The 26,054-nt window shown below is 70.6% G+C and carries 22 protein-coding genes; 9 read left to right on the top strand and 13 right to left on the bottom strand.

The features are described 5' to 3' along the window. The first annotated feature begins 63 nt into the window (after positions 1 to 63). Positions 64 to 1,548, top strand: coding sequence for a cytosine permease (locus OG210_RS01425; protein ID WP_328333228.1), 1,485 nt, complete (start codon positions 64 to 66; stop codon positions 1,546 to 1,548). Between the two features lie 18 nt (positions 1,549 to 1,566). Here OG210_RS01425 and OG210_RS01420 read toward each other — a convergent pair whose 3' ends face one another. After that, entirely contained in the window at positions 1,567 to 2,370 is an 804-nt protein-coding gene (locus OG210_RS01420) for a nucleotidyltransferase domain-containing protein (protein ID WP_371534844.1), read from the bottom strand. An 86-nt stretch (positions 2,371 to 2,456) separates the two neighbouring features. Between OG210_RS01420 and OG210_RS01415 the strand changes: the two genes are divergently transcribed. The 5 genes from OG210_RS01415 to OG210_RS01395 all read left to right on the top strand — a co-directional run bounded on the left by OG210_RS01415 (position 2,457) and on the right by OG210_RS01395 (position 7,893). Beyond that, positions 2,457 to 3,872, top strand: a complete 1,416-nt coding sequence (locus OG210_RS01415) for an NAD(P)/FAD-dependent oxidoreductase (protein ID WP_328333231.1) — start codon at positions 2,457 to 2,459, stop codon at positions 3,870 to 3,872. A 148-nt stretch (positions 3,873 to 4,020) separates the two neighbouring features. Further along, positions 4,021 to 5,490 carry an AlkA N-terminal domain-containing protein gene (locus tag OG210_RS01410; protein WP_328333233.1) on the top strand — a complete coding sequence of 490 codons (1,470 nt, stop codon included), beginning with the start codon at positions 4,021 to 4,023 and terminating at the stop codon, positions 5,488 to 5,490. Positions 5,491 to 5,522: 32 nt separating this feature from the next. Continuing rightward, entirely contained in the window at positions 5,523 to 6,059 is a 537-nt protein-coding gene (locus tag OG210_RS01405; protein ID WP_371534843.1) for a methylated-DNA--[protein]-cysteine S-methyltransferase, read from the top strand. 94 nt (positions 6,060 to 6,153) lie between these two features. Further along, entirely contained in the window at positions 6,154 to 7,314 is a 1,161-nt protein-coding gene (locus OG210_RS01400) for a glycerate kinase (RefSeq protein WP_328333237.1), read from the top strand. A 132-nt stretch (positions 7,315 to 7,446) separates the two neighbouring features. After that, positions 7,447 to 7,893, top strand: coding sequence for a MarR family winged helix-turn-helix transcriptional regulator (locus OG210_RS01395; RefSeq protein ID WP_371534842.1), 447 nt, complete (start codon positions 7,447 to 7,449; stop codon positions 7,891 to 7,893). Positions 7,894 to 7,950: 57 nt separating this feature from the next. Here OG210_RS01395 and pssA read toward each other — a convergent pair whose 3' ends face one another. The 12 genes from pssA to OG210_RS01335 form a co-directional block, all read right to left on the bottom strand. After that, a complete protein-coding gene (gene pssA, locus OG210_RS01390) occupies positions 7,951 to 8,805 on the bottom strand; it encodes a CDP-diacylglycerol--serine O-phosphatidyltransferase (RefSeq protein WP_328333239.1) in 855 nt (284 codons plus the stop codon). Beyond that, positions 8,792 to 9,439, bottom strand: coding sequence for a phosphatidylserine decarboxylase (locus OG210_RS01385; RefSeq protein WP_371534841.1), 648 nt, complete (start codon positions 9,437 to 9,439; stop codon positions 8,792 to 8,794). Before OG210_RS01385 ends, pssA begins: the two co-directional genes overlap by 14 nt. A gap of 169 nt (positions 9,440 to 9,608) precedes the next feature. After that, positions 9,609 to 10,814 (bottom strand): acyl-CoA dehydrogenase family protein, encoded by a 1,206-nt coding sequence (locus tag OG210_RS01380; RefSeq protein WP_328333243.1) that lies wholly within the window; start codon positions 10,812 to 10,814, stop codon positions 9,609 to 9,611. Positions 10,815 to 10,841: 27 nt separating this feature from the next. After that, positions 10,842 to 11,345: a MaoC family dehydratase gene (locus tag OG210_RS01375; RefSeq protein ID WP_328333245.1), complete on the bottom strand. Its 504-nt coding sequence runs from the start codon at positions 11,343 to 11,345 to the stop codon at positions 10,842 to 10,844. A 2-nt stretch (positions 11,346 to 11,347) separates the two neighbouring features. After that, the gene (locus OG210_RS01370) at positions 11,348 to 12,322 is read right to left on the bottom strand and encodes a CoA ester lyase (protein WP_328333247.1); all 975 of its coding nucleotides are present in this window, start codon (positions 12,320 to 12,322) and stop codon (positions 11,348 to 11,350) included. Next, the gene (locus OG210_RS01365; protein WP_328333249.1) at positions 12,319 to 14,331 is read right to left on the bottom strand and encodes a protein meaA; all 2,013 of its coding nucleotides are present in this window, start codon (positions 14,329 to 14,331) and stop codon (positions 12,319 to 12,321) included. Before OG210_RS01365 ends, OG210_RS01370 begins: the two co-directional genes overlap by 4 nt. A gap of 9 nt (positions 14,332 to 14,340) precedes the next feature. Then, positions 14,341 to 15,735 (bottom strand): crotonyl-CoA carboxylase/reductase, encoded by a 1,395-nt coding sequence (ccrA, locus tag OG210_RS01360; protein ID WP_371534840.1) that lies wholly within the window; start codon positions 15,733 to 15,735, stop codon positions 14,341 to 14,343. A 386-nt stretch (positions 15,736 to 16,121) separates the two neighbouring features. Beyond that, positions 16,122 to 16,937 carry a TetR family transcriptional regulator gene (locus OG210_RS01355; RefSeq protein WP_328333253.1) on the bottom strand — a complete coding sequence of 272 codons (816 nt, stop codon included), beginning with the start codon at positions 16,935 to 16,937 and terminating at the stop codon, positions 16,122 to 16,124. A gap of 91 nt (positions 16,938 to 17,028) precedes the next feature. Continuing rightward, positions 17,029 to 18,810: a 3-hydroxyacyl-CoA dehydrogenase family protein gene (locus OG210_RS01350; protein ID WP_371534839.1), complete on the bottom strand. Its 1,782-nt coding sequence runs from the start codon at positions 18,808 to 18,810 to the stop codon at positions 17,029 to 17,031. 402 nt (positions 18,811 to 19,212) lie between these two features. Continuing rightward, a complete protein-coding gene (locus OG210_RS01345) occupies positions 19,213 to 19,998 on the bottom strand; it encodes a 3-oxoacyl-ACP reductase (protein WP_328333257.1) in 786 nt (261 codons plus the stop codon). Between the two features lies 1 nt (position 19,999). Then, on the bottom strand, positions 20,000 to 21,364 hold the full coding sequence (locus tag OG210_RS01340; protein WP_371540124.1) for an aldehyde dehydrogenase: 1,365 nt from the start codon (positions 21,362 to 21,364) through the stop codon (positions 20,000 to 20,002). Positions 21,365 to 21,384: 20 nt separating this feature from the next. Continuing rightward, positions 21,385 to 22,752, bottom strand: coding sequence for a glutamine synthetase family protein (locus OG210_RS01335; RefSeq protein WP_371534838.1), 1,368 nt, complete (start codon positions 22,750 to 22,752; stop codon positions 21,385 to 21,387). Between the two features lie 74 nt (positions 22,753 to 22,826). Between OG210_RS01335 and OG210_RS01330 the strand changes: the two genes are divergently transcribed. The 3 genes from OG210_RS01330 (at position 22,827) to OG210_RS01320 (ending at position 25,966) form a co-directional block, all read left to right on the top strand. Beyond that, on the top strand, positions 22,827 to 23,558 hold the full coding sequence (locus OG210_RS01330) for an FCD domain-containing protein (protein WP_328333263.1): 732 nt from the start codon (positions 22,827 to 22,829) through the stop codon (positions 23,556 to 23,558). Positions 23,559 to 23,716: 158 nt separating this feature from the next. Continuing rightward, positions 23,717 to 25,195 (top strand): ethanolamine permease, encoded by a 1,479-nt coding sequence (gene eat, locus OG210_RS01325; RefSeq protein WP_371534836.1) that lies wholly within the window; start codon positions 23,717 to 23,719, stop codon positions 25,193 to 25,195. Between the two features lie 72 nt (positions 25,196 to 25,267). Further along, the gene (locus OG210_RS01320) at positions 25,268 to 25,966 is read left to right on the top strand and encodes a gamma-glutamyl-gamma-aminobutyrate hydrolase family protein (protein ID WP_328333267.1); all 699 of its coding nucleotides are present in this window, start codon (positions 25,268 to 25,270) and stop codon (positions 25,964 to 25,966) included. Positions 25,967 to 26,054: the final 88 nt, after the last annotated feature.

Genomic DNA, 26,054 nt, shown 5'->3' with positions numbered 1-26,054 from the left:
CACATGGCACTTTCACTCTGACCACTGGCATACAACATGGCAGCAGTCTGTAGGAGGCATGGCATGGACCGTGACAAGCCCGCGCAGCAACCGCCCGACCTGGGGTATCGCGACAGCATCGCGAAGGTGGAGCCGTACGGCGTGGACCACATCCCCGAAGTGGAGCGCCACGGAAAAGCAGGCTCCCAGTTCTCCATCTGGTTCGCCGCGGGACTCAACTTCCCGATCATGCTGCTCGGTTTCAGCGCCGCGGCCCTCGGTCTGTCCATGACCGCCGCGGTCACCGCCATCCTCGCCGGGGCCCTGGTCGGCTCGGCCACGATGGGGATCATGTCCCGGATGGGGGTGCGCCTCGGTGTGCCCCAGCAGATGCAGGCCCGCGGCCCGCTGGGCTTCGTGGGCAATCTGCTGCCCGTGGCGTACATCAACGTCTTCGCGGGCGTCGGCTGGGCCGCCGTCACGGTCATCCTCGGCGGCAAGGCGCTGGGCGTCCTGCTCGGGACGCCGTTCTGGCTCTCGGCCGCGGTGCTGACCGCGCTCCAGCTCACCGTCGCCGTCTTCGGCTACAACATGATCCACTACCTGCAGCGGATCCTGGCCGTCGTCCTGTTCGTGCTCTTCGCCCTGGTGACGGTCGTCGCGCTGTACCGGGGCGGCCACTTCCTGGCGGCCAACCCCCGCGCGCCGGGATACATCGGGTCCGCCGGAGGCTGGGTCACGCTCGGCGGCTGGTTCCTGGCCTTCCTCATCGCCTGGCTGCCGTTCGCATCGGACTACTCGCGCTATCTGCCGGACAGCAAGCGGGTCAGCACCTCCGCCGGCCTGCTGACCGCGCTCGGCAACTTCGTCACCCTGTCCTGGCTCGGAATCGCGGGAGTCGTCCTGGCCGGTGCGGCGACCACCACGGACGACCCGATCCTGGCCCTGAAGGAACTCACCGGGCCGTGGTCCGTCCCGGCGATGCTGGCGATCCTGCTCTCCTCCTTCTCGCAGAACTTCCTCAACGTCTACGGCGGCGCGATCTCCCTGCAGACACTGGGGCTGCCCCTGAAGCGCTGGCAGAGCGTCACTCTCATCTGCGTCGCGGCCTTCGGCGTCAGCCTGTGGGGAGCCGGCGGGATCTACACGTCCTTCGAGGTGTTCCTCAACCTCACCGCCTACTTCATCGCGCCGTACGTGGCCGTCATCCTGCTCGACTACTCCGTCGGCCCGCGCCGCGACAAGGCGCGCATCCCCGAGCTGTACGAGAAGCGCCGCATCCTGGAGTGGGGCTTCGTGGCCTGGCTGGCCGGGGTCGTCTGCTCCGTGCCCTTCTGGCAGTCGGACCTCTACACCGGCCCGGTCGCCGCCGCGCACCCCGGCTGGGGGGAGCTGACGTACTACGTGGGGTTCGCTGTCGCCGCCGTGCTCTACCTGCTGACCTACCGCCTGCCGCCGCTGTGGCACCGCGTCCCCGCCGAGCTGCCGGAACAGGCTGCTGCGGGGGAGTCCATGGCAGCGGAGACGGGCGCCCCGGCCGCTGATCAGCACGTACCGGCCAAGCCCTGACGGTGCCCGCCCCGGCCGTCAGCCGCCGGGGCCGAGCACCGCGCGTACCTCAGCCACCAGGGCGGCCGCCGCCTCCACGGCCGCCGGGTCCAGTGCGCGGAGCGCCGACGACACCCGCTCGCCGAAGCGGTCCGGAGTCTGCGGCAACGCTGCGGCGGCCGCCAGCGCACCCTTCTCGTTGACGCACCAGACGCGGTGGTGCGCGTGCAGGGACTGGGCCAGGATGCCGAAGGCGCGGGAGAGGCAGAGCGAGACATGCAAGGTGTCCCCGCTGCCCGCGGACTTGCGGGCGGCGGCCACCGAGAAGTCCGCCTCCCAGGCGGCTCCGGCCAGCGCGGTGCGGAGCGGCTCCGGGTAGCGGCGCGTCTCCTCGCGCAGCGCCGTCAACTCCCCGGACGGATCGGCGAGTACGCGGCACAGCGCCACCTCGCCGGGGTAGGCCGGGGACCAGAAGCCGAGCGGATGGCCCGGCTGGACGCCCACCTCGTAGCGGCCCTCGCGGCACTGCGACCAGACCCGCTCCACCCGGTCGAGGTCGCGCAGGATCCAGTCCACCGCCACCCCGCCGACCGTGAGCCAGGCGCCGCCGTCGACCCAGGGCCCCCAGCCGCCGGGGCCCGCCACTTCGACGGGCCGGCCGGCCAGCGCGGAGGCGAGCGCGGTGAGCGCCGCCGTGTCCGGGCTGCCGCGGTAGTAGAGGCCGAGATCCCAGTCGGATCCGGGCCGTTCGGCGCCCCGCGCACGGCTCCCGCCGAGGGCCACCGCCCTGATCCCGGGCAGGGTGCGGAGCCGGTCAGCCATGGTCTCGATCGTCGGATTCATCGGCCGTGACGCTACCCCGGGCCGCACTGTCGGTGCGCGGGAATATCCTTGGGGCTCTGGCCGTCGGCTGACGAAGGAGTCCGAAGGTGCCGTCGATGCTCGATGCTGTCGTCGTGGGGGCGGGGCCCAACGGGCTGACCGCCGCCGTGGAGCTGGCCCGCCGCGGATTCGCCGTCGAGGTCTTCGAGGCCCGGGACACCGTCGGAGGGGGCGCGCGGACCGAGGAGCTCACGCTCCCGGGCTTCCGCCACGACCCCTGCTCCGCCGTCCACCCGCTGGGCATCGGCTCGCCGGTCTTCAAGACGATGCCGCTCGACCGGTACGGCCTGGAGTGGCTGCACCCCGAGCTGCCCATGGCGCACCCCTTCGACGACGGCACCGCAGCCGTGCTGTCCCGCTCGGTCGCCGAGACCGCGGCCTCCTTCGGGCCGCGCGACGCGGGTGCGTACCGGCGGCTCGTCACCCCCTTCCTCGGCCGGTGGTCCACGCTGGCCCGGGACTTCATGTCGCTGCCGCTCACCGCGCTGCCGCGCGATCCGCTGACCCTCGCCCGCTTCGGGCTGGCCGGTCTCCCGCCGTCCACCTGGCTGATGAAGCGCTTCCGTGACGACCGGGCGCGCGCCCTGTTCGCCGGTCTCGTGGCCCATGTCATCGCACCGCTCGACGGCCTCGCCACCGGCGCCGTCGGCCTGATGTTCGCGCTGGCCGCGCACGAGGGCGGCTGGCCGCTGCCGCGCGGCGGCTCGCAGTCCATCTCCGACGCGCTGACCGGGTATCTGCGCGATCTGGGCGGGGTGGTGCACACCGGCTACGAGGTGAAGCGGCTCGACGACCTGCCGCCCGCCCGCGCGTACATCTTCGACACCTCGCCGACGGCCGCCGCGCGCATCGCCGGTCTCGGCCGGGCCTACGACGGATACCGGTACGGGGCGAGCGTCTTCAAGATCGATTACGCGCTCGACGGGCCGGTGCCCTGGACGGCGGAGGCGCCCCGGGCCGCCGGGACCGTGCAGATCGGCCCGAGCAGCCGCGAGATCGGTACGGCGCTGCGCCAGGCAGCGGGCGGCCGCGCCCCCGATACGCCCTTCCTGATCAGCGCCCAGCCCAGCCTGGTCGACCCCTCCAGAGCGCCCGAAGGCAAGCACGTCTTCTGGACGTACGGACATGTGCCGCATGCCTGGGACGGCGACCTCACCGAGGCCATCGAGCGGCAGATCGAACGCTTCGCGCCCGGCTTCCGCGACCGTGTGCTCGCCCGCGCCACCGCGGGACCCGCCGAACTGTTCGCGCGCAACGCGAACTACGTGGGCGGCGACATCGCCTGCGGGGCGGCCTCCGGCCTGCAACTGCTCCTGCGGCCCAAGGTCTCGCTGTTCCCCTACACGACCTCGCACCCGGCGGTGTACCTCTGCTCGGCGGCGACCCCGCCAGGACCCGGCGTCCACGGTATGTCGGGTCACAACGCGGCGAAGGCCGTATGGCGGCGGCTGCGCAGGACGTGAGCGGACAGGGACCGGTGGGGGCCCGGCGGAGATCCGTCGGGATCCGGCAAGATCCGGGGGGATCAGGGGGAGGCCGGCGGAGATCCAGCAGAGGGAGATGTCGGATTCTCGCCAGCCGCCGGTACCGGAGGTGGCCGATGCTTGAGCCATGCACACCGACACCGAGCGCTGCGTACGCGCCGTCCAGTCGAAGGACGCCCGCTTCGACGGCTGGTTCTTCACGGCCGTCCTGACCACCAGGATCTACTGCCGCCCCAGCTGCCCGGTCGTGCCGCCCAAGGTCGAGAACATGACCTTCTACCCGAGCGCCGCCGCCTGCCAGCAGGCCGGGTTCCGGGCCTGCAAGCGCTGCCGCCCGGACACCAGCCCCGGCTCCCCGGAGTGGAACGCCCGCGCCGACGCCGTGGCCCGCGCCATGCGCCTGATCCGGGACGGCATCGTCGACCGGGAAGGCGTGCCCGGCCTCGCCGAGCGGCTCGGATACTCGACCCGGCAGATCGAGCGCCAGCTCCGCGCCGAGCTCGGTGCCGGCCCGCTCGCACTGGCCCGCGCGCAGCGTGCCCAGACGGCGCGCATCCTCATCGAGACCACGGAACTGCCCATGGCGGACGTGGCGTTCGCCGCCGGGTTCTCCTCCATCCGCACCTTCAACGACACCGTCCGCGAGGTCTTCGCGCTCGCCCCGGGCGAACTGCGCTCCCGCGTCGCGCGCGGCGCACGGCCGCACACCCCGGGCACCATCCCGCTCCGGCTCCCGTTCCGTGCGCCCCTCAACCCCGACAACCTCTTCGGCCACCTCGCGGCGACCGGGGTCCCGGGCGTGGAGGAGTGGCGGGACGGCGCGTACCGCAGGACGCTCTCCCTCCCGTACGGGCACGGCATCGCCGAACTCACGCCCCGGCCCGACCACATCGGCTGTCTGCTCTCGCTCACCGATCTGCGCGACCTCACCCACGCCATCAGCCGCTGCCGCTGGCTGCTCGACCTCGACGCCGACCCCGTGGCCGTCGACGGCGAGCTGCGCAACGACCCGCTGCTGGCGCCGATGGTCGACAAGGCACCGGGCCGGCGGGTGCCCCGAACCGTCGACACGGCGGAGTTCGCGGTACGAGCGGTGCTGGGCCAGCAGGTGTCGACGGCCGCGGCGCGTACCCACGCCGCCCGGCTCGTCGCCGCGCACGGGGTGCCCGTCGACGATGCCAGGGGCGGCCTCACCCATCTCTTCCCGTCGTCGCAGGCCCTGGCGGCCCTCGACCCGGAGGCCCTGGCGCTGCCGCGCAGCAGGCGCACCACCCTGACCACCCTGGTCGGCGCGCTCGCCGACGGGTCGCTCACGCTCGGAGTGGACAGCGACTGGGACGAGGCCCGCACCCGGCTGCTCGACTTGCCCGGCTTCGGCCCCTGGACCGTCGAGGTCATCGCGATGCGCGCCCTGGGCGACCCCGACGCCTTCCTCCCCACCGACCTGGGCATCCGGCGGGCGGCGGGGGAGCTGGGCCTGCCGTCGACACCTGCCGCGCTCACCGCGAGGGCCGCGGCCTGGCGGCCCTGGCGGGCGTACGCCGTGCAGTACCTGTGGGCCACAGACTCCCACCCCATCAACCAACTACCCGTCTGACTCCCGCAGTTCCGGGGAGAGGAGAGCACCCCATGTCTGCCATCCCTGCCATGTCTGTGAATCCGGCCGCGAAACGGCACACCGTGGTCGACAGCCCGTACGGTCCGCTCACCCTCGTGGCGACCGACGGCCTGCTGAGCGGCCTGTATATGACGGAACAGCGCCACAGGCCGCCAGACGAGACCTTCGGCAAACCCGACCCCAGGCCCTTCGGGCAGGTCAGGGAGGAGCTGACCGCGTACTTCGACGGCGGGCTGACCGAGTTCACCGTGGAGCTGCACCTGGTGGGCACGCCCTTCCAGCGCACTGTCTGGGAGCAGCTGCGGCAGATTCCGTACGGCGAGACCCGTTCGTACGGCGACCTCGCCGACCGGCTCGGCCGGCCGGGCGCCGCACGGGCCGTGGGCCTGGCGAACGGCAAGAACCCGGTCGGGATCATCGTCCCGTGCCACCGCGTGATCGGCTCGACGGGCGGCCTCACCGGTTACGGCGGCGGACTCGACCGTAAACAGCGGCTGCTGGCCTTCGAGTCGGGCGGCGCCGGTCCGGAGGAGTACGCCCTTTTCTGACCGGTTTCTGACCGGTCCGTATGGGCAGCGGGCAGGTGGTGCGGATAGGGTCGGAGCGGCGCGACTGCCTGTTCGAAAGCAAGGGATAAACAAGGTGACGGACGGAGCAGTAACTGAGGCCGCACGGGTGCTCGTGGCGGCCGACAAATTCAAGGGGTCCCTCACGGCCGTGGAGGTCGCCGAGCGGGTGACGGCCGGCCTGCGGCGGATCGTTCCCGGCGTGGAGGTCGAGACCCTGCCCGTCGCCGACGGCGGGGACGGCACCGTCGCCGCCGCGGTCGCGGCAGGTTTCGACCGGCATGAGGTACGGGTCACCGGGCCCCTCGGCGAGCAGCTGACCGCGGCGTTCGCGCTGCGCGACGGTGTGGCCGTGGTGGAAATGGCCGAGGCATCCGGCCTCCAGCACCTCCCCGCAGGGGTGTTCGCTCCGCTGACCGCCACCACGTACGGCTCGGGTGAGCTGCTGCGCGCGGCGCTCGACGCGGGGGCCAGGTCCATTGTCTTCGGCGTCGGCGGCAGCGCCACGACCGACGGCGGCGCGGGGATGCTGGCCGCGCTCGGCGCCCGCTTCCTGGACGCCGCCGGAGAGCCCGTGGGGCCGGGCGGCGGGGGACTGAGCGAGCTGGCGACCGCCGATCTGTCCGGTCTGGACACCCGTCTGGCCGGTACGGAGATCGTTCTTGCCAGCGATGTGAACAACCCGCTGACCGGGCCCAAGGGCGCACCCGCGGTGTACGGGCCGCAGAAGGGCGCGTCCCCCGAGCAGGTCGCGGCCCTGGACGCCGCGCTGACGCACTTCGCCGCCGTCCTGGAGAAGTCCATCGGGGCGGGGGCCGCTGAAGCCGCTCTCGCGCCGGGAGCCGGCGCCGCGGGCGGTATCGGCTTCGGGGCGCTGGTCGGCCTGGGGGCGAGCTTCCGCGCGGGTATCGACGTGATGCTCGACGTCCTGGGCTTCGCCCCGGCCGTGGCCCGGGCGACCCTGGTCGTCACCGGCGAGGGCTCGCTCGACGAGCAGACCCTGCACGGCAAGGCGCCGGCGGGTGTCGCCGCGGCGGCGAGGGCCGCGGGCAAGGAGGTCGTGGCGGTCTGTGGCCGTCTCACGCTCCCGGCGGAGGTCCTCGGCAGGGCGGGCATCCGCCGTGCGTACGCCCTCACGGAGCTGGAGCCCGACGTGGAGCGCTGTATCGCCAACGCGGGCCCGCTCCTGGAGCAGGCCGCCGAGAACATCGCCCGCGATTTCCTGGTGCGTGAGTGACAGCGGGCCACTCCGGGGTGTGAACCGGGCCGGGCGGGGCGCCGCCCGGCCCGGCCCGTGCTGCCGGGCGGAGGCGGTCCAGCCCCGTCCGAATGTTTGAGATGGTCAACTTTCCTGGCGTAGCATGGTCCCATGCCAGAAACCCCCGGTCCGGGCACCGGCCGGCTCATGGAGCTGCTCTCGGTCTCGCTCGGCGCCTACTACGGCGACTTCACGGCCGCGGCCGCCGCCGAGGGCCTCACGGCCAGCCAGGGCAAGACGCTCAGCGTGCTGCGCCGGGGGCCGTCCGCGATGCGCGCCCTGGCGGTCACACTGGCCTGTGACGCCTCCAACATGACCGGGATCATCGACCGGCTGGAGAAGCGCGCACTCGTACGCCGGGAACCCAGCCCCACCGACCGGCGCGTCAAGAACGTCCTCCTCACCGAGGCGGGCGAGCGCACCGTCGACGCGATCAGGGCGGGGATGCACACGACGCTGGCCGGTCTCGAAGCCCTGCCCGACGCCGACCGGACCGTACTCGCGGACCTGCTGGAGCGGGTCTTCGCAGCCCCCGCCGAGGCCGGCCGGACCCCCTGACGACGCCGGAGGGCCCCGAGTGCGATGCACTCGGGGCCCTCCGGCGTCGTCCAGGAGCTACGGCAGCTGCGCCGTACGCGCCTCGCGGCGGTTGCCGCGGAAGGTGTTCACCCGGCGCGCGGTGGCGAAGAGCGGAATGACCGCACCCAGCACCACCTGGAGCGCACAGCCGGTCTGCAGGAGCAGCTGGCCACCGGGGGCGTCGAACGCCCAGGCGGCGAGCAGGCCCATGGCGCCCACGATCCAGCTGAGCATTCCCACCGCGAGGACACCCCGCGGCTTCGGGTACTCGACCCGGCTCACCATCAGCCAGGCGACCCCGATGACCGCGAGCAGCGTCGGTACGAAGGGCAGCTGAAGGAGCACGATGGAGACCACGGTCAGCGCCCCGAACGGCGACGGCATGCCCTGGAAGGTGCCGTCCTTCATGGTCACGCAGGAGAACCGGGCAAGCCGCAGCACCACCGCCAGCAGCACCACGATCGCCGCCACCGCCGCCACGCGCTGGTGGGCGTCGTCCGCGACCATCCCGTACACGAGCACGAAGTAGGCCGGGGCAAGCCCGAAGCTGATCAGGTCGGAGAGGTTGTCCAGCTCCGCCCCCATCGCCGAGCTGCGCAGCTTGCGCGCCACGAGCCCGTCGCAGAGGTCGAAGATCGCGGCGAGCAGCATCAGGATCACGGCGGTCGCGGCGGAGTGCCGCCCCATGCCGGCCTCCTGGCTGCCCTGGAGGTGCGGGATGAGGATTCCGGTGGTGGTGAAGTACACCGCCATGAATCCGCATGTCGCGTTACCGAGAGTCAGCGTGTCCGCTATCGACAGCCGCAGTGAGAGCGGCATGTCCTCGATGTCGTCCTCGGCCTCCGCCTCGGGAACCCAGCTGGTCTGCGTCTCCGGATCAATCACGGTCAATTCGAGTCACCCCCGCGGTGGTGGGCTGGCCGACCTCGACCGCGACATCGACACCTTCCGGAAGGTAGATGTCGACGCGGGAACCGAAGCGGATCAGGCCGATCCGCTCGCCCTGCTCCACCTTCGTACCCTGGGGGAGGTACGGCACGATCCGCCGTGCGACGGCACCGGCGATCTGCACCATCTCGATGTCGCCGAGCTCGGTGTCGAAGTGCCAGACAACGCGCTCGTTGTTCTCGCTCTCCTTGTTGAACGCCGGGACGAAACCGCCGGGGATGTGCTCGACGGACGTCACGGTGCCCGCCAGCGGTGCGCGGTTCACGTGGACGTTCAGCGGGCTCATGAAGATCGCGACGCGGGTGCGCCCGTCCTTCCACGGCATGATGCTCTGCACTACACCGTCGGCCGGCGAGATGACCCTGCCCTGTGTGATCTCCCGCTTGGGGTCGCGGAAGAACCACAGCATTCCCGCCGCGAGGGCGGTGGTGGGCACGGCGGCAGCAGCCCAGCGGCCGGACCGGCGGGCCCGGGCCAGGCTGAGCGCCGCGGTCGCGACAGTCGGCAGGAGCCACGGCGAGGCTCCGCGCGCAAGACGGACTCGACCGCGTGGTGCAGAGGTTTGGCTGTGGGGCATGAATGACCTTCGTAGCGGATGATGCCGCGCGGGAACGGGGGACGGCGGCTTTCGGGCGATGCTATCGGTTGTGGACCACAACTGGGCAAGCCAGGAAGCCGAGTCGGCGGCTGGAAGATGATGACTGGCTGTGATCTTCTTCGCTGATATATCGCCACGAAAGGGACAATCAACCCTGGAATCGGTACTCTTCGAGGAGGCGCCGGCCGATGATCATTTTCTGGATCTCGGCGGTGCCTTCGCCGATCAGCAGCATCGGGGCCTCGCGGTAGAGCCGCTCGATCTCGTACTCCTTGGAGAACCCGTATCCACCATGGATGCGGAAGGCGTCCTCCACAACCTCCTTGCAGTACTCGGAGGCCAAATACTTGGCCATTCCTGCTTCGAGGTCGTTTCGTTCCCCGGAGTCCTTTTTGCGTGCTGCATTGACCATCATCGCATGGGCGGCTTCGACCTTGGTGGCCATTTCGGCCAGCTTGAACTGAATTGCCTGATGCTGGGCGATCTGTTTGCCGAAGGTGTGACGTTGCTGGGCGTAGCTGATGCCCAGCTCGAAGGCGCGCTGTGCCACGCCGCAGCCACGCGCTGCGACATTCACCCGCCCGACTTCGACTCCGTCCATCATTTGGTAAAACCCTCGGCCCGTAACGCCACCAAGTACGCGATTGGCCGGAATTCGCAGGTCGTCCATGATCAGCTCGGTGGTGTCGACCCCCTTGTAGCCCATCTTGTCGATCTTGCCGGGGATGGTCAGGCCCGGACGGACCTCGCCGAAGCCCGGCTCCTTCTCGACCAGGAAGGTCGTCATCGATTTGTGCGGGGCCGTCCCCTCGGGGTGACCCTCGTCACTGCGGCACAGGACCGCGACGAGTGAGGATGTGCCGCCGTTGGTCAGCCACATCTTCTGGCCGTTCAGGACGTAGTCGTCGCCGTCCTTGATCCCCTTCGAGGTGATCGCGGACACATCCGAGCCCAGCGCGGGCTCGGACATCGAGAACGCGCCGCGGACCTCGCCGGCGGCCATCCGCGGCAGGAAGCTGTCCTTCTGCTCCTGGGTGCCGTGCTGCTTGAGCATGTACGCCACGATGAAGTGCGTGTTGATGATGCCCGACACGCTCATCCAGCCACGCGCTATTTCTTCGACACACAGCGCGTACGTGAGCAGCGACTCGCCCAGGCCCCCGTACTCCTCGGGGATCATCAGCCCGAACAGGCCGAGTTCCTTGAGGCCCTCGACGATCTGGGACGGGTACTCGTCGCGGTGTTCGAGTTCGGTCGCGACCGGCAGGATCTCCTTGTCGACGAAGTCCCTGACGGTGGCCAGGATTTCCTGCTGCACATCGGTGAGACCCGATGTCCGGGCGAGTCGGCTCATGACTGCTTCTCCTGTGACGTCACGCAGTTAGTTGGCGGGCGTGGGGCGGCCGGGCTGTTCTCCGCCGCGCTCCTTGATGTAGGCAGCGGTGGGGACCATGACTTTGCGGCGGAAGACACAGACGACGGTGCCGTCCTGGTTGTAGCCCTTGGTCTCGACGTACACGATTCCGCGGTCACTCTTGGACTTGGAAGGGGTCTTGTCCAGGACGGTGGTCTCGCCGTAGAGGGTGTCGCCGTGGAAGGTCGGCGCGATGTGCTTGAGCGACTCGACTTCCAGGTTGGCGATGGCCTTGCCGGACACGTCGGGGACGGACATGCCGAGGAGTAGGGAGTAGACGTAGTTCCCGACGACGACGTTCTTGCCGAAGTCGGTGGTCTTCTCCGCGTAGTTGCTGTCCATGTGCAGGGGGTGGTGGTTCATGGTGAGCAGGCAGAAGAGGTGGTCGTCGTACTCGGTGACCGTCTTGCCGGGCCAGTGCTTGTAGACGGCGCCGACCTCGAACTCCTCGTAGGTGCGTCCGAACTGCATGGTCAGGCCTCCGGGGCTTCGAAGGCGGTGGTGCGGCGCAGTCCGGCGGCGCGGCCCTTGCCGGAGACGACCAGGGCCATCTTGCGGCTGGCCTCGTCGATCATCTCGTCGCCGAGCATGGCGGAGCCCTTCTTGCCGCCGGCCTCGGATGTGCACCACTCGTAGGCGTCGAGGATCATCTCGGCGTGGTCGTAGTCCTCCTGGGAGGGCGAGAAGATCTCGTTGGACGCCTCGACCTGGCCCGGGTGCAGAACCCACTTGCCGTCGAAGCCGAGAGCCGCCGCCCGCTTGGCGACGTCGCGGTAGCCGTCGACGTTGCGGATCTGGAGGTAGGGGCCGTCGATCGCCTGGAGGTCGTAGGTCCGGGCGGCCATCAGGATCTTCATCAGGATGTAGTGGTAGGCGTCGGCACCGTAGCCGGGGGGCTGCTCGCCGACGACGAGGGTCTTCATGTTGATGGAAGCCATGAAGTCGGCGGGGCCGAAGATGATGGCCTCGTTACGGGGTGAGGCGGCGGCGATCTCGTTGACGTTGACGAGGCCCTTGGCGTTCTCGATCTGTGCTTCGATGCCGATCTTGCCGACTTCGAGGCCGATGGTCTTCTCGATCTGGGTGAGCAGCAGGTCGAGGGCGACGATCTGCTGGGCGTCCTGGACCTTGGGGAGCATGATGCAGTCGAGGTTGTGGCCCGCGCCCTCGACGACGGTGATGACGTCGCGGTAGGTCCAGTGGGTGGTCCAGTCGTTGACGCGTACGACGCGCGTCTTGCCGGTCCAGTCGCCCTTGTTCAGTGCCTCGACGATGGTGTGCCGGGCGCCTTCCTTCGCGAGCGGTGCGCAGGCGTCCTCCAGGTCGAGGAAGACCTGGTCGGCCGGGAGGCCCTGGGCCTTCTCCAGGAAGCGCGGGTTCGATCCGGGAACGGCGAGACACGAGCGCCTCGGACGCAGACGGTTCACGGGGCTGGTCGACTCGGTCATGCGGGGACCTCCAGAGGGTCGAGCTTGTTCGCTTTCCGGATCACGTCGACGATACGTCCGATGATCTCGGTGATCCCGAAGTCCTTCGGGGTGAATACGGCGGCGACGCCGGCGTCCTTGAGGGCCGCGCCGTCGGCGTTGGGGATGATCCCGCCGACGATCACGGGGATGTCGGATGCGCCCGCCTCGCGCAGCCGCTGCAGCACGTCGGGGACCAGTTCGGCGTGCGAGCCCGACAGGATCGACAGGCCCACGCAGTGCACGTCCTCGGCCAGGGCCGCCCCGACGATCTGCTCGGGGGTCAGTCTGATCCCCTGGTAGACCACCTCGAACCCGGCGTCGCGGGCCCGTACGGCGATCTGCTCGGCGCCGTTCGAGTGCCCGTCGAGGCCCGGTTTGCCGACCAGCAGGCGCAGCCGTCCGCTGCCGAGGTCCTGGGCCGTACGGGTCACGGCGGCGCGTACGGCGGCGAGCGGGGTGCCCTCCTCCGCGGTCACCGCGACCGGCGCGCCGCCCACCCCGGTGGGCGCCCGGAACTCGCCGAACACGTCGCGCAGGGCCCAGGACCACTCGCCCGTGGTGACGCCCGCGCGGGCGCACGCCACCGTCGCCCCGAAGAGGTTGCCGTCACCGGCCGCGGTCGCCTTGAGGAGCGCGAGCGACTCCTGGGCCGCGCTCTCGTCGCGGTTGTCGCGCCAGGTGTGCAAGGCGGCCACGACCCGCGCCTCGTTCTCCGGGTCGACCGTCATGATCGCCGTGTCCAGGTCGGCGGTGAGCGGGTTGGGCTCCGTCGACTCGTAGCAGTTGACGCCGACGATCTTCTCCTCGCCGCCCTCGATCCTGGCCCGCCGGCCGGCGTGCGACGAGACCAGCTCCGACTTGAGGTAGCCGGACTCGACGGCCGCCATCGCGCCGCCCATCTGCTGGATGCGCTCGATCTCCGCGAGCGACTCCTCGACGAGCTCCTCGACCTTGGCCTCGATGACATGGGATCCGTCGAAGATGTCCTCGTACTCCAGCAGATCGCTCTCCTGGGCGAGTACCTGCTGTATCCGCAGCGACCACTGCTGGTCCCAGGGCCTGGGCAGCCCCAGCGCCTCGTTCCAGGCGGGCAGCTGCACGGCGCGGGCCCGTGCGTCCTTGGACAGGGTGACCGCCAGCATCTCCAGGACGATGCGCTGGACGTTGTTCTCCGGCTGCGCCTCGGTGAGCCCCAGCGAGTTGACCTGGACGCCGTAGCGGAAGCGGCGCTTCCTGGCGTCCGTGATCCCGTACCTCTCCTGCGTCAGCCGGTCCCAGATGCGGCCGAAGGCGCGCATCTTGCACATCTCCTCGATGAAGCGGACCCCCGCGTTCACGAAGAACGAGATCCGTGCGACGACCGCGTCGAACCGCTCGGGCGGTACCTGCCCCGAGTCGCGTACGGCGTCCAGGACCGCGATGGCGGTGGACATGGCGTACGCGATCTCCTGGACGGGGGTGGCGCCGGCCTCCTGCAGGTGGTAGCTGCAGATGTTGATCGGGTTCCACTTGGGGATGTGGGCCACCGTGTACGTGATCATGTCGGTGGTGAGCCGCAGGCTCGGCCCCGGCGGGAACACGTGTGTCCCGCGCGACAGGTACTCCTTGACGATGTCGTTCTGTGTCGTCCCCTGGAGCCGGTCCGGGTCCGCGCCCTGTTCCTCGGCGACCACCTGGTAGAGCGCGAGCAGCCACATGGCCGTGGCGTTGATGGTCATCGACGTGTTCATCTGCTCCAGCGGGATGTCCTGGAACAGCCGCCGCATGTCGCCGAGATGGGAGACGGGCACCCCGACCCGGCCGACCTCGCCGCGGGCCAGGATGTGGTCCGGGTCGTAGCCGGTCTGCGTGGGCAGGTCGAAGGCGACGGACAGACCTGTCTGGCCCTTGGCGAGGTTGCGCCGGTAGAGCTCGTTGGACGCTTCGGCCGTCGAGTGGCCCGCGTACGTCCGCATGAGCCAGGGGCGGTCCTTGTGACGTTCAGTCATCTGGAGACCTCAGACGTTCCGGCCGGCGGAGCTCTGCTCCGCCGGGTCGCTGCGGAACAGGTTGATGGCGTCGATGTGCTTCTCGCGCAGCTCCGGGTCGCGCACACCGAGCCCCTCGGCGGGGGCCAGCGCGAGGACGCCGACCTTGCCCTGGTGCAGGTTGCGGTGCACGTCGTACGCGGCCTGCCCGGTGTCGTCGAGCGAGTACACCTTCGACAGGGTGGGGTGGATCTTGCCCTTGGCGATGAGCCGGTTGGCCTCCCAGGCCTCGCGGTAGTTGGCGAAGTGGGAGCCCACGATCCTCTTCAGCGACATCCAGAGATAGCGGTTGTCGTACTCGTGGGTGTACCCCGACGTCGAGGCGCAGGTGACGATCGTGCCGCCCTTGCGCGTCACGTACACCGAGGCACCGAAGGTTTCGCGGCCCGGGTGCTCGAAGACGATGTCCACGTCCTCGCCGCCGGTCAGTTCGCGGATGCGCTTGCCGAACCGCTTCCACTCGCGCGGGTCCTGGTGGTGCTCGTCCTTCCAGAACTTGTAGCCCTCGGCGTTGCGGTCGATGATCGCCTCGGCGCCCATCCGGCGGCAGATGTCCGCCTTCTGGTCGCTGGAGACGACACAGACCGGGTTGGCGCCGCCGGCCAGCGCGAACTGGGTGGCATAGCTGCCGAGGCCGCCACTGGCACCCCAGATCAGCACGTTGTCGCCCTGCTTCATCCCGGCGCCGTTGCGGGAGACCAGCTGGCGGTACGCGGTGGAGTTGACCAGGCCGGGGGCGGCGGCCTCCTCCCAGCTGAGGTGGCCGGGCTTGGGCATCAGCTGGTTGGACTTGACGAGGGCGATCTCCGCCAGGCCGCCGAAGTTGGTCTCGAAGCCCCAGATGCGCTGCTCGGGGTCGAGCATCGTGTCGTTGTGGCCGTCGGAGCTCTCCAGCTCCACCGACAGGCAGTGCGCGACGACTTCGTCGCCCGGCTGCCAGGCGTTGACGCCGGGGCCGGTCCGCAGCACGACGCCCGCCAGGTCGGAGCCGATGACGTGGTACGGCAGGTCGTGGCGCTTGGTGAGCTCGCTGAGCCTGCCGTACCGCTCAAGGAAGGAGAACGTGGAGACGGGCTCGAAGATCGAGGTCCAGACGGAGTTGTAGTTCACCGAGCTGGCCATGACGGCCACCAGGGCCTCGCCGGGGCCGAGTTCGGGCACCGGCACGTCCTCGACGTGGAGGGACTTGCGGGGGTCCTTGTCGCGGCTTTCGAGGCCGGCGAACATCTCGGCCTCGTCCTTGTGCACGGTCACCGCGCGGTACGACTCGGGGAGTGCCAGGGCGGCGAAGTCGGCCGCCGTCGCAGCGGTGGAGCCGTCTGCTGTGTCGGTCCGCGACTGGATCGCGTCCAGGATTTCCTTCACGGTGCTGCCTCCGGCGAAGCGTGTTGGGGGAGTTGGTCAGGGTGAGCCCCGCGGGAGGCGGGGCTGCTGCTGTGGAGGTGTGCCGTCGGTTCGGCGTGAGCTGGAGTGGCGCGCCGTGGTGGGGCGCTGAAGGTGCCTGTGACGCAGGCGTCCGGGCGCGTGAACACATGGTTCACGGGGACAGCCGGCATACGAAGGTCGCTGCACGCCGGCCGCTCGGACACCTTCAACGTATGGCACCCCGTGCCAAGCCGCAAGACACTGAGTGCCAACAAATTCTCTCAGTTGTCACCGGCGGGCCACGTATGAGCGAAAAACCGGAACGGCCGCCCCCGGAGGGGCGGCCGTCGCGGTGCGGATCGGTCAGATGCTGGTCGGTTTCGTGCTCAGCGCTTCCTCAGCGCCTGCTCGATGGTGCGCATGACCTCGTCGAGCGGGGCATCGGTACGCGCCACCGTCACCAGAACCTCACCGCTGCTCCGCACGGTCGCGGCCGGGGTGCGCTCTGCGGTGCGGCCGGCGCCTATCCCGGTGCCGAAGGTGTCCCGGACGATGGAGAAGGCGTGGTCGAGCCGGGCCTCCACGTCGCCCTGGCCGCCGGCCCGCAGCCAGCGGCGCAGCACATGGTTGTGCGCGGTGACCACGGCGGACGCCGCCACCTCGGCCAGCAGCGGGTCGTCGTTGCCGTCGTGCTGCTCGTGCTCGTCGAAGTGGCCCAGCAGATAGCGGGTGAACAGCCGCTCGTAGCGGGCCACCGAGGCGATCTCCGCCTCCCGGAGCGTCGGCACCTCGCGGGTCAGCTTGTACCGCGCCACCGAGACCACCGGCGACGCCGCGTACATCCGCATGACCTCTTTGATGCCCCGGCACACGGTGTCGAGCGGATGCTCGTGCGGCGGCGCCGCGTTCAGCACCGCCTCGGCCCGCACCAGCGTGTCGTCGTGGTCCGGGAAGATCGCCTCTTCCTTGGAGCGGAAGTGCCGGAAGAAGGTCCGGCGGGCGACCCCGGCCTGCGCCGCGATCTCGTCGACGGTCGTCGCCTCGTACCCTTTGGCCGCGAAGAGCTCCATCGCCGCCGAAGCCAGTTCGCGGCGCATTTTGAGGCGCTGGGCGGCCGCGCGGCTGCCTGCGGCACTCTCAGGGGCGTCTGACGACGCGTTCTTGCGGACAGGCCGTCGGACGGGGCCGGTGAGCTCGGGCATGGTCCGAACGTACTGCATCGGACCGGCGGAACGTGTTTGCGGGGGCGGGCCGCCGCCCGGTTCCAGCAGCCCGCCCCAGTCGCCCGGCGGATCAGCGACGGGCATACTCACGGAAACCGCGCCCGGTCTTGCGGCCGAGGCAGCCCGCCGCCACCAGGTGTTCGAGCAGCGGCGCCGGGGCGAGACCCGGGTCGCGGAACTCGCGGTGCAGCACCCGCTCGATGGCGAGCGAGACATCCAGGCCGACCACGTCCAGGAGCTCGAAGGGGCCCATCGGATAGCCGCCGCCCAGCTTCATCGCCGCGTCGATGTCGTCGAGCGTCGCGTAGTGCTCCTGGACCATCTTGACCGCGTTGTTGAGGTACGGGAACAGCAGCGCGTTCACGATGAAACCGGCGCGGTCGCCGCAGTCCACCGGGTGCTTGCGGACCTTCGTGCAGACCTCGCGGGCCGTGGCGTGGATGTCGTCGGTGGTGAGGACGGTACGGACCACCTCGACCAGCTTCATCGCCGGGGCCGGGTTGAAGAAGTGCATCCCGACGACGTCCTGCGGGCGCGAGGTGGCGCGGGCGCACGCGATGACCGGGAGCGACGAGGTGGTGGTGGCGAGCACCGCGCCCTGCTTGCAGACCTTGTCGAGCGTCTCGAAGAGCTGCTGCTTGACCTCCAGGTCCTCGGCGACCGCCTCGACGGCCAGATCCACCTCGGCGAACGCGTCGAGCGAGCCGGCCGGGGCGATCCTGGCCAGCGTCTCGTCACGGGCCGCCGCGGTCATCCGCCCCTTGTCGACGGAGCGGGCGAGCGACTTGGCGACACGCGCCTTCGCGGCGTCGGCCTTCTCCGGGCTGCGGGCGGCGAGCACCACGTCGTAACCGGCCTTGGCGAAGACCTCGGCGATGCCCGACGCCATCGTCCCCGAGCCCGCGACGCCCACCAATGTGACGGTCCGGGCCGTGGCGAGCTGCGTACCGTCGAGCGGGGTGAGGGCGTCCCGCACCACATCGGCGCTGCCCGGCTCCTCGTACGTGTAGAAGCCGCGGCCCGACTTGCGCCCGGTCAGCCCGGCGTTGCTGAGCTGCTTGAGGATCGGCGCGGGGGCGTGCAGCCGGTCCCTGGACGCCGAGTACATCGCCTCCAGGACGGTGCGCGCGGTGTCGATGCCGATCAGGTCGAGCAGTGCGAGCGGGCCCATCGGCAGCCCGCAGCCGAGCCGCATCGCCGCGTCGATGTCCTCGCGGGACGCGTACTTGGCCTCGTACATCGCCGCTGCCTGGTTGAGATAGCCGAACAGCAGGCCGTCGGCGACGAAACCGGGGCGGTCGCCGACCGCGACCGGCTCCTTGCCGAGATCACGGGCGAGCTCGGTGACGGCGTCGACGGCCGTCGGGGCGGTCAGCACCGATGAGACCACCTCGACCAGCTTCATCGCCGGGGCCGGGTTGAAGAAGTGCAGGCCCAGGACGCGCTCGGGGTGCGCGGTGTCGGCGGCGAGCCGGGTCACGGACAGGGCGTTGGTGCCGGTGGCCAGCACCGTGGTGGGGCGCACGATCCCGTCCAGGGCGCGGAGCACCTGCTGCTTCGTCTCGTACGACTCCGGTACGACCTCGATCACCAGGTCGGCTTCGGCCGCGGCCTGGAGATCGGAATAGGTGCGGAACCGGGCGAGGACGTCCAGCCGCTCCTGGCCGGTGAGGCGCTCCCGCCGCACAGCGCGGGCGGTGGAGGATTCCAGTGCCGCCACCGCGCGGGCCGCCGCGTCGGCGCTGACGTCGATTCCGATGACCTCGCGGCCGCCGCGGGCCAGGACCTCGGCGATGCCGGTGCCCATGGTGCCGAGGCCGACCACGGCGATGGTGTGCAGAGGGATGTCCATCAGGGGACTCCAGGGATGAGTGACGACTGAGGGGTGCACGCGGTGCCCGGGCCGTACCAGGGGTACGCCGGGGGGAGTGCGTGTGAGGTGTCGTGAGAGGGGCCGACGGACCCGGTCCCGGGGCCACGTCGTACAGAACTGCTGAGTCCTGCAGAACTGCTCTGTTCTGCTGAGAACTGCTGAACCGACAGACACTCTGGGCGGCTGCGTCACCAGGCCGCGCTGAGGTGGAACGAGCGGGGTGGTGTCCCGCTCACTTGAGAGTAACCGGCGAGTAACGAGCGCGCCATACCTGGGGCGCTGTGATCTGGATCGCTGCCGCGCCGCCCGGCCTGCGGACGCCGGAGGTCCGGGACCGGCACGGGTGGTGCCGGTCCCGGTGAGAGGTGGTGGGGCAAGGGGTCAGACGGGCGTGACGTACGCGCCCGCGATCCCGCCGTCGACCAGGAACTCGGCAGCGTTGACGAACGAGGAGTCGTCGCTGGCGAGGAAGGCGACCGCGGACGCGATCTCCTCGGGCTCGGCGAACCGGCCGACGGGGACGTGCACAAGGCGGCGCTCGGCAAGCGCCGGGTCGTCGGCGAACAGCTTCCGCAGGAGCGGGGTGTTGACCGGCCCCGGGCACAGGGCGTTGACCCGGATGCCCTCGCGGGCGAACTGGACGCCCAGTTCGCGGGACATCGACAGCACGCCGCCCTTGGAGGCGGAGTAGCTGATCTGGGAGGTGGCGGCACCCAGCACGGCCACGAAGGACGCGGTGTTGATGATGGAGCCGCGGCGCTGGTCCCGCATATAGGGCAGGGCGTGCTTGCAGCAGAGGTAGACCGAGGTCAGGTTGGTCTCCTGGACGCGCTTCCAGGCGTCCAGTTCCGTGGTGAGGATCGAGTTGTCGTCGGGCGGGGAGATACCCGCGTTGTTGAAGGCGATGTCGACCGAGCCATAGGTGTCGAAGGCGGTCCTGTAGAGGGCCTCGACCTGGTCGGGTTCGACCACGTCCACCTGGACGAAGAGGCCGCCGACCTCCTGGGCGGCGGCCTTGCCCGCCTCGCCGTCGATGTCGGCGCAGACGACGTTGGCGCCTTCGGAGGCCAGCCGGCGGGCGCTGGCCAGCCCGATGCCGCTGCCGGCACCGGTGATCACTGCGGTGCGGCCCACCAGCCGACGGCACACGGAAGTCTGGTCGGTCACTTCAGTACTCCTCGGAGGCGATGAAGACGTTCTTGGTCTCGGTGAAGGCGTTCAGCGCGTCCGGGCCCAGCTCACGGCCGAGTCCGGACTGTTTGAATCCGCCGAAGGGTGTCGAATAGCGCACGCTGCTGTGGGAGTTGACGGAGAGGTTGCCGGCCGCGACAGCGCGCGAGACCCGCAGCGCCCGGCCGACGTCGCGGGTCCACAGGGAGCCGGAGAGCCCGTAGTCGGTGGCGTTGGCGATCCGGACCGCGTCGGCCTCGTCGTCGAAGGGGAGGACGACGGCGACCGGGCCGAAGATCTCCTCGACGGCCGTACGGTCACCGGGCCGCCCTTCCAGGACGGTGGCCGGGTACCAGAAGCCCTTGCCCGTGGGTACGTCGCCGCGGATGGCGGCCGGGGCCTCCTCGGGGACGTAGGACCGTACCCGTTCGCGCTGGGCGTGGGAGATCAGCGGGCCCATCAGGGTGGCGGGGTCGGCGGGATCGCCGGCCACGAACGCTTTGACCGCCGGCTCCAGCAGTTCCATGTAGCGGTCGTAGACCGAGCGCTGGACGAGGATGCGGCTGCGGGCGCAGCAGTCCTGGCCGGTGTTGTCGAGGAAGGATCCGGGGGTGGCGGCCGCGGCGGCCTCGATGTCGGCGTCCGCGAAGACGATGTTGGGGCTCTTGCCGCCGAGTTCCAGGGTCAGCCGCTTGGTCTGCTCCGCGCAGCGGGCCGCGACCCGGCGGCCCGTGGCGGTGGAGCCGGTGAAGACGACCTTGGCGACGGCGGGGTGGTCGACGAGGGCGGCGCCGGTGACCGGGCCCTTGCCCGGCAGGACCTGGAAGAGGCCCTCGGGGAGCCCCGCGTCCAGTGCGTACTGCGCGAGCCGGAGCGCGGTGAGGGGGGTGGTCTCGGCCGGTTTGAGGAGGACCGCGTTGCCGGCCGCGAGCGCGGGGGCGGTGCCCCAGGCGGCGATCGGCATCGGGAAGTTCCAGGGGGCGATGACGGCGACGACGCCGAGGGGTTCGTGGAAGGTGACGTTCAGTCCGCCCGCGACCGGGATCTGGGCGCCGTTGAGGCGTTCCACCCCGCCGGCGGCGTAGTGCAGCAGATCGCGGACATTGCCCGCTTCCCACTCCGCGTTGCCCAGCGGGTGGCCGGCTTCCTGCATCTCCAGCCGGGCGAGAGGCTCGCGGTGGGCGTCCACGACATCGGCGAACCGGCGCAGGACGCGGGCCCGGTCGGCGGGTGCCAGGGCGGCCCACTTCACCTGGGCGGCGCCGGCCCGGCGTACCGCGGCGTCGACCTCGGCGGGGGACGTGGTGGGGACGGTGGCCACCAGTTCCTCGGTCGCCGGATTGATGATGTCCAGCTCATGCACATTGACCACGTGGTTGTTCCTCACATGCGCTCGAAGGAGCGGAAGCGTTCCCAGTCGGTGACGGCGGTGTCGTAGGCGTCCTGTTCGACGCGGGCCATGTGGCGGTAGTGGTCGACGACTTCGTCGCCGAAGGCGGCCCGGGCGATCGGGCTGTTCTCCCAGCGCTCGGCGGCTTCGCGGAGCGTGGTGGGGACATGGGCGGCGTCGCTGTTGTAGGCGTTGCCGGTGCATGCATCGGGGAGTTCCAGCTCGTTCTCCACGCCGTACAGGCCGGCCGCGACCATCGCGGCGACCGCCAGGTAGGGGTTCACATCGCCGCCGGGCAGCCGGTTCTCCAGGCGGTGGGAGCGGCCGTGGCCGATCACCCGCAGGGCGCAGGTCCGGTTGTCCGGGCCCCAGGCGACGGCGGTGGGTGCGAAGGAGCCGGCCCGGAAGCGCTTGTAGGAGTTGATGTTCGGGGCGTAGAAGAGCGTGAAGTCCCGCATGGCGGCGACCTGGCCAGCGAGGAAGTGCCGCATGACCTGCGACATGCCGTACGGGCCGCTGTCGTCGGCCAGCAGGGGCCGGCCGTCCGCGTCCTGCAGCGAGAGGTGGATATGGCAGGAGTTGCCCTCCCGCTCGTCGTACTTCGCCATGAAGGTGAGCGACATGCCCTCCTGCGCCGCGATCTCCTTGGCGCCGGTCTTGTAGATGCTGTGCTGGTCGCAGGTGGTGAGCGCCTCGTCGTAGACGAACACGATCTCGTGCTGGCCGAGGTTGCACTCGCCTTTGGCCGACTCGACCGTCATGCCGGCCCCGCCCATTTCGTTGCGGATGCGGCGCAGCAGGGGTTCGACGCGGCCGGTGCCGAGCACCGAGTAGTCGGCGTTGTACTGGTTGGCCGGACTCATCTGGCGGTAGCCGCGTGACCAGCCGTCCTCGTAGGTGTCCTTGAAGAGCATGAATTCCAACTCGGTGCCCGCGTACGCGCTCCAGCCCCGCTCGGCGAGCCGGTCGAGCTGGCGGCGCAGGATCTGCCGGGGGGAGGCGACGACCGGTGAGCGGTCGTGCCAGGCCAGGTCGGCGGTGATCAGTGCGGTGCCGGGGTTCCAGGGGGTGCGGCGCAGGGTGGCCGCGTCGCCGTGCAGGGCGAAGTCGCCGTAACCGCGTTCCCAGGAGGACATTGCGTAGCCCCCGACGGTGTTCAGGTCCACGTCCACGGCGAGCAGGTAGTTGCAGCCCTCCGTGCCGTGTTCGAGGACGGTGTCGAGAAAGTAGCGGGCGGCGAACCGCTTGCCCTGGAGCCTGCCTTGCATATCCGTGAAGGCGAGGACGACAGTGTCGATCTCTCCGGCTTCCACGAGGACTCTGAGCTCCTCGACCGAGAGTGGGGGCGTGCGGTCAGCCACGGTTCTGCCTCCTGTCACTGCATCCGGAGGTCATAAGGTATGCGCGTGAACCATTGATTGGGAAGGTGTTGGTGATGGACGGTGCGTTGGATCGGCTCGCACCCGTGCTGCGGCCGGTGCGGGCGGGCAACGGTTTCGAGGAGGCGCTGGAGCAGATACTCCAGATAGTCCGGCTCGGCCTGGTCTCCCAGGGTGAACGACTGCCCTCGGAAAGGGAGTTGGCCGAGCGGCTGCAGATCAGCCGGGTGACGCTGCGCGAGGTGCTGAAGGTCCTGCAGGACCAGGGTCTGGTGGAGGCCAGACGCGGGCGCTACGGCGGAACGTTCGTACGGGTGCGTACGGAGAATCCCGGCGAGGCCGAACTGCGGCGCCGGATCGGGAAGATCGATGTCGAGGACGCGCTGCGGTTCCGGGAGGTGCTGGAGGTCGGTGCGGCCGGGCTGTGTGCGGCGCACGGGCTGACCGGGGCGGAGGGCGACCGGCTGCGCTCCGCGCTGGCGGCGACCCATGACGCGCCGCTGGCGGACTACCGCAGGCGCGACACGATGCTGCATCTGACGCTCGCGGAGCTGTCCGGTTCGGCGTCGCTGGCGGCTCAGTACGCGGCGGTGCGGGCCGGGGTGAACGATCTGCTGGACTGCATTCCGCTCCTGGTGCGGAATCTGGAGCACTCGCAGACCCAGCACAGTGCGCTGGTGGAGGCGGTGCTGGAGGGCGACGCGGACGGCGCGCGCGAGGTGATGCGCGAGCACTGCTGCGGGACCGCCGCCCTGCTGCGGGGATTCCTGACGGCCCCGGCGCCCTGACGGCCCGTCGGCGTACAGGTCTTGCGCGTACAGGTCTTGCGTACAGCTCTTGCGCGCACAAGTCTCGCGCACGGGTCTTGCGCCGGAGCGGTACGGGCGGCAAAGGTATGCCGCTGAACCTTTACTCCGGATCCCCGACGGCGAGGCAGGAGCGGCTCATGGCCGACAGCGAGGAAACCGCACGGACCGCACCACCGCCCGCTTCCTTACCGGGCGGCAGCGCATCGCCCGAGGACGCCTATCTGGAGCGGCGGGCGCTGCGCCGCGGCAGCGCCGGGCCCTTGCTGCTGACCGGTCTGGGCGTCGCCTACGTCGTGTCGGGAGACTTCTCGGGATGGAACAACGGTCTGGCGCACGGCGGCTTCGGCGGCCTGGCCGTCGCCGCCGTCCTGATGGGCCTGATGTACACCTGCCTGGTCTTCGCGCTGGCGGAGCTGTCCTCGATCCTGCCGACCGCGGGCGGTGGCTACGGCTTCGCCCGGCGCGCGCTGGGCACCTGGGGCGGCTTTCTCACCGGGACCGCGATCCTGATCGAATATGTGCTGGCGCCCGCCGCGATCGCCATCTTCCTCGGTGACTATGTCGAAGCGCTCGGCCTGTTCGGCCTGCACTCGGGCTGGCCGGTCTATCTCGCCTGCTTCGTGATCTTCATCGGCATCCATCTGTGGGGCGTCGGCGAGGCGCTGCGGTTCAGCCTGGTCGTCACCGCGATAGCCGTCGCCGCGATCGTCGTCTTCGCGCTGGCCGCGTTCACCGACTTCCATGTGGACACGCTCAACGACATCCCGGTCCACGGCGGCACCCTCGGGGCCAACTCCTGGCTGCCGTTCGGTGTTCTGGGCATCTGGGCGGCCTTCCCGTTCGGTATGTGGTTCTTCCTCGGTGTCGAGGGCGTACCGTTGGCCGCCGAGGAGACCAGGGACCCGGCCCGCGTCCTGCCGAAGGCGATGGCCGCCGCTATGGGCATTCTGCTGCTGCTCGCCCTGGTCACCTTCACCGCGGCGACCGGTGCACGCGGCTCCGCCGCGATCCAGTCCGTGGGCGATCCACTGGTCCACGCGCTGCAGCCGCACGGCGAGCCGACGGTGGTCAGCCGGATCGTCAACTACGCGGGTCTCGCGGGCCTGGTCGCCTCGTTCTTCTCCCTCATCTTCGCCGGCTCGCGGCAGCTCTTCGCGCTCTCCCGGGCCGGCTACCTTCCCCGTTTCCTCTCCCTCACCAGCCGCCGCAAGGCGCCCTACCTCGGCTTGCTGATCCCCGGCGCGCTCGGCTTCGCGCTCGCCGCGGCCACCGGCGACGGCGCCCGGATGCTGAACGTCGCGGTCTTCGGCGCCACCATCTCCTACGCGCTGATGTCGCTCTCGCACATCGTGCTGCGCCGGCGCGAACCCGGCCTGCACCGCCCGTACCGCACCCCCGGCGGGATGCTGACCTCGTCCGTCGCGTTCGTGCTTGCCTGCTCGGCGCTGGTCGCGACGTTCCTGGTCGACAAGGAGGCGGCGTTCATCGCGCTGGGCGTCTACGGCGTGGCGCTGGCCTACTTCGCGTGTTACTCCCGCCACCATCTGGTGGCCGCGGCGCCCGAGGAGGAGTTCGCGGCGCTGGCGGCGGCCGAGGCCGAACTCGAACGCGACTGACCCGGCCGGGCGGCCCGGCCCCGCACCCGGGCCCTCGCCGGCCACCCGCCCTACACACGCACGGAGGAGCCGATGTCCCAGCCGCTGATCGGCATCAGCACGTATCTGGAGGAGGCCCGTTGGGGGGTGTGGTCGCTGCCCGCAGCCCTGCTGCCCGCCGGCTACCACCGGCTGGTGCAGCGTGCGGGCGGGCTCGCGGCGCTGCTGCCGCCGGACAGCCCGTCGGCCGCCGCGTCGGCCGTCGCCCGCCTGGACGGGCTGGTGATCGCAGGCGGCGCGGACGTCGAGCCCGCCCGCTACGGCGCCGCCGCGCACCCCAGGACGGGGCCGCCGGCCCTGGACCGGGATGCCTGGGAACTGGCCCTGATCGAGGCCGCGCTGGAGCGCGGTGTACCGCTGCTGGGCATCTGCCGGGGGCTGCAGCTGCTGAACGTGGCGCTGGGCGGCACCCTCGTCCAGCACCTCGAAGGACACGCGGGCGCGCCCGGCGTCTTCGACCGGCATGTCGTCAGGCCCGTCCCCGGGACGCTCCTGGGCGGGACGCTGCCCGAGCCGGTGTCCGTGCCGACCTACCACCACCAGGCGGTGGACCGGCTCGGCCGCGGGCTGCTCGGTTCGGCGTACGCGGAGGACGGCACCGTCGAGGCGCTGGAACTGCCCGGCGCGCGTGTTTTCACCCTGGCCGTGCAGTGGCATCCGGAGGCCGGGGACGACACCCGGGTGGCGGCCGCGCTGGTGGCGGCGGCCCGCGAGGGGTCCGCCGTGCGGTGAGGCGGTGAGGCGGTGAGGCGGTGAGGAGGGGGCCGGCGGACCGGCGTTCACGGGCGGCCGGCCGCCCTGCCCGTTTCAGCCACGGAAG

Origin of the sequence: Streptomyces sp. NBC_00466 (assembly GCF_041433995.1) — a bacterium.
Lineage (GTDB): Bacteria > Actinomycetota > Actinomycetes > Streptomycetales > Streptomycetaceae > Streptomyces.
The sequence above is the reverse complement of the archived record's forward strand: the minus strand, read 5'-3'. Positions and strand labels throughout refer to the sequence as shown.

Bases quoted from the DNA above. Each gene is read 5' to 3' on its own strand.
- OG210_RS01425 (WP_328333228.1), top strand. From the start codon at position 64: ATGGACCGTGACAAGCCCGCGCAGCAACCGCCCGACCTGGGGTATCGC.
- OG210_RS01420 (WP_371534844.1), bottom strand. From the start codon at position 2,370: ATGAATCCGACGATCGAGACCATGGCTGACCGGCTCCGCACCCTGCCC.
- OG210_RS01410 (WP_328333233.1), top strand. From the start codon at position 4,021: ATGCACACCGACACCGAGCGCTGCGTACGCGCCGTCCAGTCGAAGGAC.
- OG210_RS01405 (WP_371534843.1), top strand. From the start codon at position 5,523: ATGTCTGCCATCCCTGCCATGTCTGTGAATCCGGCCGCGAAACGGCAC.
- OG210_RS01395 (WP_371534842.1), top strand. From the start codon at position 7,447: ATGCCAGAAACCCCCGGTCCGGGCACCGGCCGGCTCATGGAGCTGCTC.
- OG210_RS01385 (WP_371534841.1), bottom strand. From the start codon at position 9,439: ATGCCCCACAGCCAAACCTCTGCACCACGCGGTCGAGTCCGTCTTGCG.
- OG210_RS01380 (WP_328333243.1), bottom strand. From the start codon at position 10,814: ATGAGCCGACTCGCCCGGACATCGGGTCTCACCGATGTGCAGCAGGAA.
- OG210_RS01375 (WP_328333245.1), bottom strand. From the start codon at position 11,345: ATGCAGTTCGGACGCACCTACGAGGAGTTCGAGGTCGGCGCCGTCTAC.
- OG210_RS01370 (WP_328333247.1), bottom strand. From the start codon at position 12,322: ATGACCGAGTCGACCAGCCCCGTGAACCGTCTGCGTCCGAGGCGCTCG.
- OG210_RS01365 (WP_328333249.1), bottom strand. From the start codon at position 14,331: ATGACTGAACGTCACAAGGACCGCCCCTGGCTCATGCGGACGTACGCG.
- OG210_RS01355 (WP_328333253.1), bottom strand. From the start codon at position 16,937: ATGCCCGAGCTCACCGGCCCCGTCCGACGGCCTGTCCGCAAGAACGCG.
- OG210_RS01350 (WP_371534839.1), bottom strand. From the start codon at position 18,810: ATGGACATCCCTCTGCACACCATCGCCGTGGTCGGCCTCGGCACCATG.
- OG210_RS01330 (WP_328333263.1), top strand. From the start codon at position 22,827: ATGGACGGTGCGTTGGATCGGCTCGCACCCGTGCTGCGGCCGGTGCGG.
- eat (WP_371534836.1), top strand. From the start codon at position 23,717: ATGGCCGACAGCGAGGAAACCGCACGGACCGCACCACCGCCCGCTTCC.
- OG210_RS01320 (WP_328333267.1), top strand. From the start codon at position 25,268: ATGTCCCAGCCGCTGATCGGCATCAGCACGTATCTGGAGGAGGCCCGT.